The sequence below is a fragment of the Seleniivibrio woodruffii genome (genome assembly GCF_029267515.1).
Lineage (GTDB): Bacteria > Chrysiogenota > Deferribacteres > Deferribacterales > Geovibrionaceae > Seleniivibrio > Seleniivibrio woodruffii_A.
This window is the reverse complement of the sequence record NZ_JAJUIS010000001.1, coordinates 127,011-142,269: the sequence shown is the minus strand read 5'-3', so window position 1 is coordinate 142,269 and position 15,259 is coordinate 127,011. Positions and strand designations below refer to the sequence as shown.

10 protein-coding genes are annotated in these 15,259 nt (G+C 47.9%); 7 read left to right on the top strand and 3 right to left on the bottom strand.

Annotated elements, in window-relative coordinates:
- Positions 1-14: 14 nt before the first annotated feature.
- From rplI to lpxC, 3 genes are all read left to right on the top strand, one after another.
- A complete protein-coding gene (gene rplI / locus Q7P67_RS00660) occupies positions 15-458 on the top strand; it encodes a 50S ribosomal protein L9 (RefSeq protein ID WP_303849683.1) in 444 nt (147 codons plus the stop codon).
- A 1-nt stretch (position 459) separates the two neighbouring features.
- On the top strand, positions 460-1,779 hold the full coding sequence (gene dnaB, locus Q7P67_RS00655) for a replicative DNA helicase (protein ID WP_303849681.1): 1,320 nt from the start codon (positions 460-462) through the stop codon (positions 1,777-1,779).
- Positions 1,780-1,905: 126 nt separating this feature from the next.
- Positions 1,906-2,811 carry a UDP-3-O-acyl-N-acetylglucosamine deacetylase gene (lpxC, locus tag Q7P67_RS00650; protein ID WP_303849679.1) on the top strand — a complete coding sequence of 302 codons (906 nt, stop codon included), beginning with the start codon at positions 1,906-1,908 and terminating at the stop codon, positions 2,809-2,811.
- Positions 2,812-2,858: 47 nt separating this feature from the next.
- Here lpxC and Q7P67_RS00645 read toward each other — a convergent pair whose 3' ends face one another.
- Positions 2,859-4,694 (bottom strand): hypothetical protein, encoded by a 1,836-nt coding sequence (locus Q7P67_RS00645; RefSeq protein ID WP_303849677.1) that lies wholly within the window; start codon positions 4,692-4,694, stop codon positions 2,859-2,861.
- Positions 4,695-4,789: 95 nt separating this feature from the next.
- Between Q7P67_RS00645 and Q7P67_RS00640 the strand changes: the two genes are divergently transcribed.
- From Q7P67_RS00640 to Q7P67_RS00630, 3 genes are read left to right on the top strand one after another with little or no spacing between them, the layout of a single operon-like run.
- Positions 4,790-6,736 carry a nitrogen regulation protein NR(II) gene (locus Q7P67_RS00640; protein WP_303849675.1) on the top strand — a complete coding sequence of 649 codons (1,947 nt, stop codon included), beginning with the start codon at positions 4,790-4,792 and terminating at the stop codon, positions 6,734-6,736.
- Positions 6,733-9,579 carry a bifunctional [glutamate--ammonia ligase]-adenylyl-L-tyrosine phosphorylase/[glutamate--ammonia-ligase] adenylyltransferase gene (gene glnE, locus Q7P67_RS00635; protein ID WP_303849673.1) on the top strand — a complete coding sequence of 949 codons (2,847 nt, stop codon included), beginning with the start codon at positions 6,733-6,735 and terminating at the stop codon, positions 9,577-9,579. Before Q7P67_RS00640 ends, glnE begins: the two co-directional genes overlap by 4 nt.
- Positions 9,576-10,121, top strand: coding sequence for a thiamine phosphate synthase (locus Q7P67_RS00630; RefSeq protein WP_303849671.1), 546 nt, complete (start codon positions 9,576-9,578; stop codon positions 10,119-10,121). The genes glnE and Q7P67_RS00630 overlap by 4 nt, the downstream gene beginning before the upstream one ends.
- On the opposite strand, the gene Q7P67_RS00625 is transcribed toward Q7P67_RS00630, so the two are convergent.
- Positions 10,108-11,772 (bottom strand): molybdopterin dinucleotide binding domain-containing protein, encoded by a 1,665-nt coding sequence (locus Q7P67_RS00625; protein ID WP_303849669.1) that lies wholly within the window; start codon positions 11,770-11,772, stop codon positions 10,108-10,110. The genes Q7P67_RS00630 and Q7P67_RS00625 overlap by 14 nt on opposite strands.
- Positions 11,773-11,841: 69 nt before the next feature.
- Here Q7P67_RS00625 and Q7P67_RS00620 point away from each other — a divergent pair, with 69 nt between their 5' ends.
- Entirely contained in the window at positions 11,842-12,333 is a 492-nt protein-coding gene (locus Q7P67_RS00620; protein WP_303849667.1) for a YajQ family cyclic di-GMP-binding protein, read from the top strand.
- Positions 12,334-12,367: 34 nt separating this feature from the next.
- Here Q7P67_RS00620 and Q7P67_RS00615 read toward each other — a convergent pair whose 3' ends face one another.
- Entirely contained in the window at positions 12,368-15,178 is a 2,811-nt protein-coding gene (locus Q7P67_RS00615) for a S8 family serine peptidase (RefSeq protein ID WP_303849665.1), read from the bottom strand.
- Between the last annotated feature and the right edge of the window lie 81 nt (positions 15,179-15,259).

Sequence of the window (15,259 nt, the reverse complement as noted above, 5' to 3'; positions counted from 1 at the left end):
CGGGAGAAAGAACAATGAAAGTAATATTTCTTCAGGACGTCAAAGGCGTTGCGAAAAAAGACGAGATAAAAGAAGCGAAGGACGGATATGCGCAGAATTTTCTGTTTAAAAAGAAACTCGCCATAGAGGCAACACCAGCCAACCTTGCAGCGCTGGAAGCCAAGAAGCAGGCGGCGAAAGAGCGCGAGGCACATAAAATTGCCGAGGCGAAAGCGTTTGCCGAGACACTCAATAAAACCGGCATAACTATAACAGGAAAAGGCGGCGATACGGGAAAACTTTACGGCGCAATAACCTCCGCAGACATAGCGAAGGCTCTGCATGATGCCGGGGTTGAGGTTGACAAAAAAGACATCGCCATGAAAGACCATATAAAAGAGCCTGGTGAATACAGCATAAAGGTTAAAATATACATGGACATAAACGCCGAAGTAAAAGTTAACGTGAAAGCGGAATAACATGGCGGATATGAGACGTGTTCCGCCCCATAACAAAGAGGCGGAACAGGCGGTAATCGCCTCGATACTTCTTGACGATAAGGCTCTGGATAAGGTAGTTGACAAGATTCAGGCGGATGATTTTTATATCCCCGCCCACCAGAACCTTTTCAGAAAGATCCTGTGGCTTCAGGAGCAGGGAAAACCCGTTGATGTTGTAACGGTTATCGGTTCTCTTTCCGATGAGGATCTGCAAAGAGCGGGTGGAGTGGAGTATATCTCTTCGCTGGTGGACATAATCCCTACCTCTGCAAACGTCGGGCATTATGCAGACATAGTGCGTGACAGAGCTACCCTGCGTCAGCTCATCGGTGTTGCGGTGGAGATAACCGAGTTCAGCTATGAACAGCCGGAAAACGTTTCAGAAGTTGTTGAGAATGCGGAAAAACGTATCTTCTCTCTGGCGGAGCACAAACTCAAAAGCAGTGTTCAGCCTCTCAGCAAACTGATGCACGAAACGCTGGACATGCTGAACAGCCTCTTTCACAGGAGCGACCAGCTTTCCGGTGTAAATACCGGATTCAAAGACCTGAACAACGTCACCAACGGTCTGCAGAACTCTGACCTTATCATAGTAGCGGGTCGTCCCGGTATGGGAAAGACTGCGTTCTCCCTTAACGTGGCGCTGAATGCCGCATATATGGACAACCGCAGCGTAGTTTTCTTTTCGCTGGAAATGTCCTCCCACCAGCTCGCACAGCGTCTTCTTGCAGCGCAGGCAGGTGTTGAGTCCAATAAACTCAGGGGTGGAAAGTTCACCATGGAGGAGTGGCAGAAGCTGGCGAGCGCCGCTGGCGTTCTGGGCGATATGAAACTCTTTATAGACGACACCCCGGCGATCACACCGCTGGAACTGCGTGCGAAATGCCGCAGGATAAAGCGCGAGCACGGGCTTGATCTGATCTTTGTGGATTACCTTCAGCTTATGGGGGCGACAAAGGGCGACAACCGCGAACAGCAGATATCCGAGATATCAAGATCGCTCAAGGCTCTGGCAAAGGAACTGAACATTCCCGTTATCGCTCTTTCACAGCTTAACCGAGGCGTTGAGCAGAGGGCGGACAAAAGACCGATGATATCCGACCTTCGTGAATCAGGCGCAATCGAGCAGGATGCGGATATGATTATCTTCCTGTACCGCGATGAGGTCTATAATAAGCAGTCCGACAGAATGGGCATTGCCGAGGTTATCATTGCAAAGCACAGAAACGGTCCCGTAACCGAGGTCGAGCTGTCGTTCATCAAAGAATACATGCTGTTCAAAGACCTTTATCGGGGTTGACAGTCAACTGTATCTAAAAGAATACAGAACACCGTGCCGATTTGTTGTATTTTTCATACAAATCTTTAACAACTTCTTGTCTGGAGCGGGTTTCAGCGTTGGCATGTCAATTGCTTAATAATCCTCATGAAACAGACGACACTTAAAAAAGGATTTACAATCGATGGCATAGGGCTGCACACCGGTCAGAAGATAACCATGACCGTGCATCCTGCGTTCGCAGATTCAGGCATCTGTTTCAGACGGAGCGATGCGGCTTCTGAATACACACGCGTCAGCCCCTACACCGTTACGTCAACAATGCTCGCCACAACTATCAAGTGCGGGGAGCAATCGGTCAGTACCATAGAGCATATCATGTCAGCTCTTTACGGCATGGGCGTGGACAACGCCATGATAGAGGTTTCAGGTCCTGAAGTGCCTATCCTCGACGGTTCTGCGAAGCCCTTTATCCCTATGATAATCGGCGCAGGGATAAAAGAGCTGGGTAAACCCCGTAAGTATCTGAAATTTAATAAGAAAGTCAGACTGGAAAAGGACGGAAAGTGGATTGAGATAATCCCTTCACGTTTCTTCAAGGTATCCTTTGATATAGATTTCGAAAGCGGTTCAATCGGTCAGCAGAGAGCTTTCTTTCAGGTGGATGAAAACACTTTTGCATCCGAGATAGCAGGTGCACGCACCTTCGGATTTAAGCAGGAGGTCGAATCTCTCTGGCAGATGGGGCTGGCAAAGGGCGGAAGCCTTGAAAACGCTGTGGTGATAGATGGCGACGATATACTGAATCCCGAAGGACTCCGTTTCAAAGACGAGTTCGTAAGACACAAAGTTCTCGACCTTATAGGCGATATATCGCTGACAGGATACAGGATCTTCGGGCATATCCGCGCATATAAATCCGGTCACCAGATAAATAACCTTTTTGCAAGACTTATCACAGAGTCAAAAGACTCATATTCAATTATAGAAGTACCCGATGGCAGACATCCGGGTCTCACACAGCTTGAATTGAAACCACAGGGGCTGGTCTGATTGCCGGAAGAACTTGAGGCTTCCGGCAATCGTGACCGCGTATTCCGTTAATAATCCATTATACTTTTATCAATCTTACTGTAGACAATAAAATTGTCAGCTCGCTTATCATCCATTGTCATTTTGTCCGGTTCGGTCATTTCGTATGAACTGTCTTTTACGAAGAAGTCGTTTTCGGACAGATCCATGGCTTCGTTGTCACCGTATTTTTTCTTGAGACTGTTATGCAGTGCCAGGACGAAAGCGAGCGCCCTGTTTCGCATTTCAACAGTGCTTCCCTCCGCCATAAAGGTGAGTTTAGGCGAAGTGTTCGACATGCCGTACATAATGAACCCGTCGGGAAAATCCACCCTTATCTGACCGTCGAATTCTGTTATGTCAAAACCCTCTTTGCCCGCGAACAGATTGCGCAGTGCAGAAACTGCCTCGGCTGTTATCTTTTCTTTCTGCTCATTGGATTCGGAGACTGTGCGTATTTCTTTAGTTGCGAACCGCGAGGGTACGGTTTTAAAATAGTCAGCCAGCTTATTTATCCCAAGGGCGTCAATCACCTGTTCGAGGATGAAGATATTTTCCACAGCATCGTCTCTGGGGATGCCGTCTTTGGTATCAGTTGAGAAGAAGTGAAGGCTCGCTTCGATTTGCAGGTCGCGATAGCCGGTTGCCTGAACAAATTCGTCAATTGTGGTGTAGCCTGCCAGCGAAGACATCAGCTTCATGTTTTCCGTGATGGTTTCTTTCCAGAGGGAGTGACCCTTTGGATGGAAAACCGTAGTTCCGCCGAGTGATTCGACGTACTGTTTCACCGCTCCGGTGTATCGCGCATCTATGTAGAATGTCTTTGCAATTTTTTCGATGGCTTTAAGATTGGTGGGGTTAACACCTTTATCTTTCAGAGCCTCTTTAAGCGCGGGGAGAGCCAGCTTCATTTTATAGTCGGCGAGCATAAAAGCCAGCGCGTCGCCGAGATAGTGTCCTGTGCCTGAAACGGTGAGGGCTTCGGAACCTTCGGTGAGTGAACCTCTGTCTGCGTCAAGGTCGAAAGAATGGATGCGCTTTCCTTTGTCCAGAGCGTCCTGAAGGCGGGGAACCTTCGCCAGCATCTCTTTTCTCGTGGGGTCTGCAAGCAGGTGTCCGCTGTTTACATCGATATCGTCACCGAGGATGAGCGTGTCTTTACCGAGAATATCAAGAAACAGATCTTTGTACTGAAGTCCGGTGCCTCCGAAAAGGTTGACAGCGACCATGGAGTTATCGCGTTTTTCGAAATAGCCGGAGTAGATAGCTTTCATCTTATCGAAATATGCCTTTCTGCCTTCGGATTTTTTATCATAAATTTTGCCGTAATCAGCTTCCGGCAGATTTCTTACAGGGTATTGCTCTTTCAGGAAGATATTCATCTGTTCCAGCAGATATGTGTGTATGCCCTGTGTGGCTATACCGAATTTTGCTCCGTTTGTGGTGACTTCGACATGGGAGCGGGTTATCTGGACGTGGGCTTTTGCTCCAAGCTGGTTCTGGTTCTGGTATACCTGACCGGAGGAGGATGTGCCGATGTCGTAAACGTTTACCCCCTGGCTGATTATTCCTTTCGCCATGGCGGCGGCAAGGGGTGCGGACGTGGGACCGTTGTCGTATCCTATTACAACGGTGTCGCCGACTTTAAGGCTCATTCGGGTGCCTGAGCGCAGAACGAATTCCTGACAGCCGAGAATTTTACCTATGGTCTCCATTGCTTCCGGAGTCAGAACCGCCTTTTCCGTAAAAAAATTCCCCGGTTCCCCCACGTAGGCGCGGATATCGTATGATGTGGGTTTAAGCAGTTTGTCTGCGTTTTTGACAACAGATTCCGGCGCATTAAGCCCTTTGAAATTATCTGACATGATATACCTCTTGCACAATTAGCATTTGCTTTTTAAAATTATGGCATAACAGAGGCTTAGGTCAAGCATCTGTTGAATAAACATAAGAAGAATATATGTTCAGATTTTTTAACAGACTTATAATATTATTGTTTATTGTTGCCATAGGCAGTGTTGTGATACTTATTTCCGGTCGTGAGTCCGACGAAAGCCTTGCGGACAAATATTCCGCGGAGGCTTCGAATAATGCAAAGCTCATAGGACGCTTTATAGAACATATCCTCCACGAGCGGGAGGACAATCTTGAAGACGTTGCAGCATCGCCGGATCCCCACGAGATGGCAGACAGGCTACAGAAATATTCAGCGTTCATAGACAAGCACTACAGTCTTGGCGAATGTTTCAGTACGGGTATAACCGACAGCGGTTTTGAAATAATAAAGAGCATATCGCTTGGTGCGGACGACTGTTCCGTACCCGCTCCCAAAAACTATGAAATAGTCAGAAAACTGAAAAGGGGCGAGGTCTATATAGGGCTTTCAAATTTCGAAAAAAACAGAAATATGATTCTCATATATCCTGTTATGAGAGATGGCGTTTTCAGCGGTTCGGTATACGATATTTTCACCGTTATGGATGAAAAAGGGGTGAAAGGCTACTGGAACGGACTGAACAGCGGCGGCAGGAGCGAGCTCATAATTGACGATATCAAAGCCTATGGAGACGACCCCGAAACACAGGAACTCATCAGGCTGAAATCGAAGATTAAACATGGGAATACCGCCGAATATAACAACAGACAGGTGGGTTTCTACTGCTTTAGCGTGCACGGAACGAAATTTTGTCTTGTTTACACAACAGAGCAGTATAAAAGACAGTTTGTTTTCAGCTTTTTGCCATGGGCGGGCGATTATGCGATGGTGATTGTATTCGTGCCGCTGGGGTTGCTGATAATGCTTATAATAACAGAGATGTTCAGGGTCAACAAAAAGCTGTCCGATGAGATAGCCGACAGAACGCGTCACCTGAACATGCTGAACAAGAAGAACGAGAGTCTCTTCCAGACTATTCCCGAATATATCGTTGTGCATGATAAAAACGGAAATATCATTGAGCAGAACAGTAAGTTCAGGGAGCTTGAGTGTCAGGACGGCAACAGCCAGAATATTCTTGACTATGTTCGGGAGAAGGACAAATTCCGCACAAGACTGGAAGCGCTACATGAGGGCGAAGTGGAGAACTTCGGCGAGTTCAGCATCGTTAAAAGCAGCGGGGAGATAATGAACGTCTCAGTCAGTGCCATTCTCATGGAAACTGACGGAACGCAGGCTGTTCTTTCCGTTTTTACCGATATAACAGACTACAAGAACATACAGAACAGCTTCTACCTGGCGCAGAGGCGCGAGGCTGTGGGCACGCTGGCATCTGGTATGGCGCACGATTTCAGCAATATACTGCAGAATATATCCCTTCAGTTCGGGCTTGCAGAGCGAGCGGACGATGCGGAGAAGCGCGAGCAGCATCTTGAAAGCATAAACGGCATAGTGGACGGCGCACGGATGTATATCCAGAAAGTTTTACAGAGCGCCCGCGACACAGAAGAGAAACCCGAACCGAGATTCGGAAGAGAGCTTACATCCATGGCGGTTGATATGGCTTCCAATCTTCTGCCGCCAGACGTTTCCATACTCTATTCGGATACGTCCGAAGGGATGATGATAAAGATTGCCGAGAGCAGGTTCATTCAGATGATGGTGAACCTTTGCCAGAACGCTGCGGAAGCCATGGATAAACGGGGAGTAATCACTGTGACCACATCCAAACACGAGATGTATTACGGAATGTTCTTTGAACTGCGGGTCAAAGATACCGGACGCGGCATCGACAAGAACGACCAGAAGAACATGTTCAAACCGTTCTACACGACAAAACAGCGCAAAGGAGCCGGACTGGGACTTGCCACAGTCAAGCAGGTGGTTATGGACAGCGGAGGATTCATAGAGGTTCACAGCGCGCCGGGCGAAGGGTGCGAATTTATAATACTTTTACCGGAGACGAAATGATAGCAAGACAGGAACAAACCAGAACGGCGGCACTTGAACAGGGAATTTCCACTGAAAATGCGGAACTGCTGGCATACATCGCCAGACATTCAGAATATCTCGGCATATGGCTGATGAACAATCCTCATATGATGAAAGAAGCTGTGGGGAAAATAGGTACAGTGCGCGACAGACAGTCCATTCTTGACGATATCAATTCAGCAGACATCCTTTCCATGACGGAAGACGGGTTTATGGAGCATCTTAGGATAAAAAAGATGAAGGAATACGTCTGTATTGCCGCGGAGGACATGCGGCTGGGAGCTTCATGCGCGGATGTTACGGCACATGTTTCCGCTTTTGCTTCGGCATGTTGTGAGGCAGCTTATCAGTTTGCCTGTGCGTTGCTTAAAAAACAGCACGGAACACCCAGAGACGAAGAGGGCAAAGAGGTTGGCTTCTGCGTGATAGGACTTGGGAAACTGGGCGGCTGGGAGCTGAATTTCAGTTCGGATATAGATGTGATATACGTTTACGGATGCGATATAGGGAATACGGATGGTGCGGAACCGATTGACAACCATACATATTTCAGCAGAGTGGCGGAACACGTCACCAGATACATCGGCGAAAGAACAAAGGACGGCATAGTTTTCAGAGTGGACCTCCGCCTGCGCCCCGATGGCGACAGAGGCGCCCTTGCAATGCCTGTCCGCGCATACGATACATATTATGAAACATACGGGCAGAGCTGGGAGCGGATGATGCTTCTGAAAGCCCTTCCTGTGGCGGGTGACATCGAGGTTGGCGATGCTTTTAAAAAGGCGGTGAAGCCGTTCGTTTTCCGCAGAAGCCTTGATTTTAACCTTATGAACGACCTTCAGGACATTAAAAAGAAGATAAATAAGCGGGTTGAGTTGAAAGGGTGCAATGTAAAACACGTTAAACTGGGATATGGAGGCATACGGGAGATAGAATTTATTGTACAGACGCTTCAGATAATAAATTATCCTTCGAATAATGCAATATTCAATCCCAATACCCTTAAAAGCCTGCGTATTCTCACTGATAACAGGCTTATGACTGCGGAAACGTCAAAAATGCTGACTGAATCCTACTGTTTCCTGCGAAAACTGGAACACATGGCACAGATTGAAAATGAACGCCAGACCCATATCGTGCCTGAACAGGCGGATACATTTTCTCTTTATCTGGAAAGATGCGGTTTCGGCTCTAAAGAGGAGTTTGAAGCTCACTACGCCGCCGTTACGAAGCAGGTGAACGACGAGTTTTCAAAACTGTTCACCGATTCCGGTGCGGACGAGGGCATTTTCCTTATCTTTGAGGAGGATATTGCTGACGAAGAGGCGGCAGTCATTCTGAAACAGCTTAAAATAAACGAACCGCTTGAATGTGTGGAGATAGTAAGGCGGGTAATGGCAGGACAGAAGAACCGTCCTCGTGTGAAAAGCGAGCGGCAGGTGCTCAAGTCTCTTCTTGTTATGATAATCAACGAGCTTGAGGGTAAATCAGGCAGTGCGGAGGTTCTGCATAACTTTGAAAAGATGCTCGCCAGCAGCGCAACGATATATCTGCTCCACGACCTGTTTTCCACAGCGCCGTTCATCATACAGAAGCTGATAAATATTTTTTCATACAGCAGATACCTTACCGACCAGATAATGAAAAACCGCGATCTGCTGGACTATATTTATGATCCCAAACCAATTGATTTCACGGCGGAAAAAATTAAGGCAGATCTGATAGAACATACTGAGAAATACTTCGATATGCCCGACCTGATGCCGGAGGCTGCTCGTATCCGCCATAAAATTTTTATGTTCAACGCAGGGTATGCCTACCTTAACAAACAGACCAACATCATCGATACCATGCGCGCACTCACAGAGCTTGCCAAAGGTACGGTGGATTTTGCTTTCAGCTATATATACGACCAGCTCGCGGAGAAATACGGACACCCCTTGAAAGAGGACGGGACTCCCTGCGGCTACCTGCTTGTCGGCATGGGAAAGGTGGGCAGCATAGAGATGAGCTTCGGTTCAGATATTGACCTTGTTTTTCTTTACGACGGCTATGGCTCCACGGACGGAGAGAAATCAATTACCAATCAGGAGTTTTACTCTAAAATGGTACAGCGCAGCATAACGTTTCTCAGTGCTTACAGCCACAACGGGTATCTTTACAAAACAGATATGCGCCTGCGCCCCAGCGGTTCAAGCGGAACACTGGTTACCACCCTTACGGGTTTTGAAGACTATCAGAAAAAAGGTGCAATGCTCTGGGAGAAACAGGCGCTCATGCGTTCCAGCGTGATAAACTATAATTCGCCCCTTGCTGCCGAGTTTGAGCGCATTAAGGCTCAGTCGCTGTATGTATGTCTGATAGCCGACGAAGGTGTTAAAGAGATTTTTGACATGAGGATGCGCATTGAAAACGAAAAGGGGCTTCCATACGAGAAGAACGACATCAAAGCCGGCTACGGCGGGCTCCTGGACATTGAGTTTTCCGCACAGATGTTCCAGCTTATGTACGGCTGCAAATACGAACAGCTCCATACGCCGAACACCCACGACGCGCTCCATTTTTTCAAAGACCTGGATATAATGTCCAGCAGGGATTTCTACAGCTTCCACAAGGGCTACCTGTTTTTCAGGCACCTTGAGAACCTTGTGCGGATATACGACAATACGGATACGTCGAGACTTCCGAAAGATGAAAAACTTTTGGACAGAATGGCGGAATTTTTCGGCTACAGATCCGGCGGTCAGGCGCTTCTGGACGAGTACCACAACCTGCGCAGGTCTGTGAGAGCAGCGTTTAAAAGGGTCTTCGGGAAGGAATGATGGAGATAGTGCAGATAATAGACTATGATTCAATGGGAGCAGACTGGCTGAGTATCGCTGTTGGCTGTTCACCGTTTGCCGATATGCTGTGGTTCAGGATAAAGAACCAGCCGTCGGAGCTTATCTACAGTGAGGCAAAAAAACTGCGAGAAGCTCTGCCGCAGGCAAAACTGGTGCTTTCGGCAAGGGAGGATATCGCCGCTCTGCTGGGATATTACGGGGTTCAGATTGGCTCAGCCACTATAAAAGAGGGGATAGACGAGTCGCTGGCTGTGGGATATTCTGCACACTGCATCTCAGAAATAGAGAATAATAAGGCAGCATATTATATGCTCAGCCCGATATTTCATACAGTCAAGGAGTATGAGGTGAAACCGCTGGGCGCTGTGGATGTATCGGGTCTGGGGAAGGACGTATACGCCCTTGGCGGGATAAGCCCTTCAAACGTGTCCCAGCTTAAAGGCAAAGGGTACAAAGGGGTTGCCGGAATATCTTTTTACCGTGAGATACAGATGCTTAAAGAGATGGTCAGCAGACTTTAACAACGTCCGCCGGTATTCCGTAATATACCATATCGTTGCCTGAGTCGGTGAGCATTGGGGGTGTGGCGTCGTTTACACATCCTTCTTTCATGGGCAGACCCTTATAGCTCATGATCACTTTTTCGCATACCGTATCGGTTATCTCTGCATATGCAGTGTAGTACCCAGCGCAGGTGGATATCCTGATTTCGTTGCCGTCTTTTATGCCGAGTTCCTCAGCATCTTTCGGATTGATATATGCTGTTTTCAGCTTTTCCGCAATGTGCGGAAGGTGCTGGCTGTTCAGATATGCCGGATGTGAAAGGGACAGCAGACTGAATTTTTCTTGCTCCTCCGGAATAAACGGTTCAATGCGCTCATCTTTATAAATTCTCTGACCTGGTGTATCTGGTTCCGGTTCTTTTACATCAAGGTCAAACCCCATCTTCCCGCTCAGGCATGTAACTATATCCATATCGGACAGCTCTTCCGTCAGTCTTTCGCGTTTGTGCCAGTGTGGAAAAAAGTAGCTGCCCATGAAATCCTGCTGGGCAAAGATCCCCCCTGTGCGGATGAAGAGTGTACAGTTTTCTGATGTGCGGGTCGGCTGAACGTCAACCACAATCGTAGGTGTATTTTTTATTCCTTTAACCCAGTTCGGAGCATCGGGAAATGTCATGGCTGGATTGGCGGCAACGTTGACGAACAGGTCGAATTCCCCGTCGGCGAGTTTTTTTGCGACTTCATCGATATGTACGTGATGGCTGAATTTCGCTCCAAGACCCTTCCAGAAACGTTTTGATCCCTGACCGTAATACAGAGTGTCCGTGTTGCCGGATTTCACAGCGAGGCGGTTTATGAGCCTTACGATGTTCATTCCGTTGGGGTTGCGCTGCATCCCGTAGCCCTGAATGAAAGCCGTTTTGCCGGAGATGATGGCATCTTTGATATAATTAAAATCGTCGGCGGAAATGCCGGAACGTTTCATAAACCGTTCCGTATCGTGCCCGTTTTCAAGTTCCAGTTCTGTGAGGAGCGCCGCGGCAAGCAGTCCGTCGCACATGGGGCGTATCTGTATATATCTATCTGCTATATCGGCGGTTTTCGTTTTTATAGGGTCAATGTATATTATTTTGAGTCCGTTTTTTTTCAGCTCTTTCAGATAAGCGTAAAGGTGCTGGCTGACGGTGGCGGCGTTCTTGCCGAAAAGGATTGCCGTCCTGCATCCTGCGATGTTTTCAACCGGCGGGTTTATTTCAATCCCGAAGTCTGACTCGTGAGCTGCTCCGCCTGTGCCGTTGCAGACGCCTCCGGTAACCTTCACGCAGTTATCGAAACCGCTCATGAACCTGTCCCAGTAGCCCATGTTATAGGCGAGGGAGCCGGAACCTTTCAGATAGAGTATCTTTTTATGTCTGTATTCTCCGAGAATGTCCCCGAAAGCTGAAACAGCGTCAGCGTCGCTTTCAAAAGTATGCTTTTCGCCGTTGATAACCTTGTAAGATTTCACACCGGAATTGATCTCGCGCTCAGCGAAAACTTTGAATTTTGAGCAGACAAAACCCGTTTTCTGCCAGTCTTCCGCGATGCCTGTGAAATGATAGTTACCGTTCTTAAATTCAGCTTTGACAGAGCATGTGTCGGGGCAGTCTTTGCTGCAAAAAAATTTCATACGCAATTATCACTTGATTTGATGTAAAATCAATGATTATTTGTATAAAAGAAAAAACGGAGGGGTGTAATGCCTTCATTTGATATTGTGAACGAAATAGATATGCAGGAAATGGACAATGCTGTTAATCTTGTTAAAAAAGAGGTGGACAGCAGGTTCGATTTCAAAGGTACCGATACAGAGATAGAGCTGAACAAAAAAGACAAGGCTGTGAAAATCGTCACACACGACGACATGAAAGCTCAGGCTATCAAAGAAATGATGATAAAACACTGCTCAAAAAGGAACATAGATTCCCGTGTGCTGAAATTCGGCGAACCGGAGAATACTTCCAAAGGGCACAGGAAATTCGAGGTTAAAGTTGAAGAGGGGCTTGGAAAGGACAACGCCAAAAAGATAGTCAAAATAATAAAGGATTCCAAGCTGAAAGTGAACGCGTCTATTATGGACGACCGTGTGCGCGTGGAAGGAAAGAAGATAGACGATCTTCAGTCGGTTATCCAGCTTATGAAATCTTCCGATATTGACGTTCCGCTTCAGTTCGTAAATATGAAAAACTAAAAATTCAGGCACGTGGAAGCGTGCCTGTTTTGTTTCAATATACTGACGCCCATGTGGCAACGGACGAAACCGCCGTTGTACCCGATGCGTTCTTCAAATAGCCTTCAGACAGAGCCGTTTTATTCGACAGAGTATAAACGTAAAGATTACCGTTGGATTTGTTTCTGAACACCATATCCGTTTTGCCGTCTCCGTTGACATCTATCAGGTCGCTTAAATTCCATGTGGAATAGGACGGTAAAACGATTTTTCCTGTGGATGCGTATCTGACATACCCCTGCGAAACAGCAGTCAACGAGTTCATGGTGATGACACAGAGTGAACCGTCCGACTTGTTCCTGAGAATGATATCGGCCCTGCCGTCGCCGTCGGTGTCGCCTGCACCGGATGTGAGCCACACGGATGGTTTCATATATACAGTGGCGGCGCTTGCGTTTTTAACATAACCGTAACCGGTGACGGTACTGCCGTTCATAAGATAGATATAGAATGAACCGTCGGAGGCGTTTCTCAGTATTATATCCGATTTTTTGTCTCCGTTGACATCTGCAACAGCGGCAACAGCCCATGTCGAATATGTTGGCTTTAACGTCGTTCCTGATGCGTTTTTTGCATAACCTGTTTTCACGATTACGTTTTTATCCAGCATCATTATATAGAAAGAACCGTCTGATTTGTTTCTGAAAATTATGTCGGATTTTCCGTCACCGTTCATATCGCTGAATCCTGCCACGGCCCATGTTGTTGATGACATAACTGATTTTTTCCCGTCGTAAGCAACGATATATCCGGATGCCGTTCGTATCTGGCCATCCATTGTCCAAAGCCCCGTAGTTCCGTTTGTTTTATGTCTTATAAGCAGGTCGGGCTTCCCATCTCCGTTTGAGTCGCTGGCTCCGGGAACGTCCCAGAGAGCTGCCGATGCGGTTACAACAGCTCCTGCCGATGTGGTTATCTTAGCCGAAGAAGTGATTTTTTTGTCCTGTATGAGATGTACTGCAAAACTTCCGTCGGAAATGTTGCGCAGAACAAGATCGGATTTGCTGTCGAGATTAAAATCTCTCAGGGTGCTGTTCCTTGTGTTTTCTGTGTATGCGGCCGAAACAGATTTGTTTTCACCGTCCGCTGAAAAGGATACGGAGACTGTCTCAGGAGTTATCCAGACCTTTGAAATGTCCGAATGGCTTACGCTGCTGAACGATATTTTATAGGTGCCGAGGTAGACCTCTGCCGATTCGCCTGAGTTTTTCCATGCTCCTGTTCCTATGCGCCATTGTGCTCCGGTGCCGGAGGGCGTTATATCAACCGTAACGGTTCCCGTTCCAAGGGAGGATATCGCCTTGTTCACCAGTATGCGCGGTTTGGCGATACTGTTTCTGGGATCGGTAATCTGTTTGCCGGTGGTCTTGAGAGCGTTTTCGATCTCGTCGGCGTCAGATGCGCCGGATGCGCTTTTCAGAACGGCGAAAGCCCCTGCCACATGTGGTGCGGCCATAGAGGTGCCTGATTTGTTTCCGTATGAAGTGCCGGGCACGGATGAAAGGATATACTGCCCCGGTGCAAGAAGATCCAGCATGGAGGCACTGTTTGAGAAGGACGATACCGTATCTGCAATGGTGCCGATTGAACCGTCTGCTGTGGAGCCGACAGTTACGGCGGTGGAGATACAGCCGGGATATGACACCGCGTTTGTGTAGGCTTCGTTTCCGGCAGCAATCACCGTGGCTATGCCTGCGGAGCGCAGGTTGTCTATTGCTGTTTTCATAGAGGCAGTGTCACACGCCGCAGTATATTTTCCGCTGCCGAGGCTCATGTTTACCGATGCTATGTTATATGTTGAGCTGAGAGCCAGAACCCTCTGTAAACCTTTTATTATATCGCTGTCGTATGCAAGAGCCTGACCGCCGACATTTGTAAAAACCTGCACGGAAATGAGCTGCGCTGCCGGAGCGACACCTTTATAGCTTGAATTTGTTCCGGCTGCTATCCCTGCGACGTGTGTTCCGTGGTCATACCCTTTAACGCTGGAGGGTGCGGCAACGCCGGATCCCGCTGCGGTGCTTGCTGTTACGTTTCCGGGACAGAGCGAAACACCCATGCCGTTTCCGCCGTAATAGCAAGCCTCAGACGCGACTCTGCCTGCAAGAAAAGGGTGGTTTTTATCCACTCCTGTGTCAAGAATGGCTATATAAACCCCGCTTCCTGTATAGCCTGAACTCCATGCCGCCGTTGCTTCCACAAGCGGAGAGCTTTCCGCGAGGGAGACGCGGTTTGCTCTGTCCTCTTCGATAGAGTAAACGGAGCTGTCTGCGGCAAGATTTGCAGCGTCTCCGCTGCTTATGTTCATTGTAATAAGGGGGAGTCCTTCAATCTTTGCGGGGTTTGCGTTTGCTGCTTTAGCCTTCCCACGGAATTTGGTTATGAATTTATTCTGTACGGTCTCAATTCTTGTGCGCTGTGTTGATTTTTGCTTGGAGTTAAGGAGCCCTTCCGGAACGAAGCCGTCCTTCAGCCTTATGATTACCGGAACAGTTCCCGTGCTTCTTGCTGTTGTGCCGCTGAGAATGGTTTCAAGCTCTCCGCTGACTCTGAGTCCGCGCTCACTGTCGGTTTCTTCCGGTGCTGTCTGCGAAATATAGGAATACGCCCATTCCGGAGCATCCAGCCTGCCTTCGATATCGGCTGTTCCGGTGTTTATTTCGGTATTGTTCTCAGTTAACGATGCTTCCTGTCCGGTGTTCTCTTCGTTCTGTACGGCAGATTCTCCGCCGCCGCACGACACGGTGAGGAGCGCCAAAGCTGCGATAACAAGTAAATATCTGAGTTTGTGTGTTAATCTGTTCACAGGCAACCTCTGTTTTGTATATAAGAACAATATATAATTACAAAACAGTATTGCATGTAAAAATTCACAATTATGCCTGAT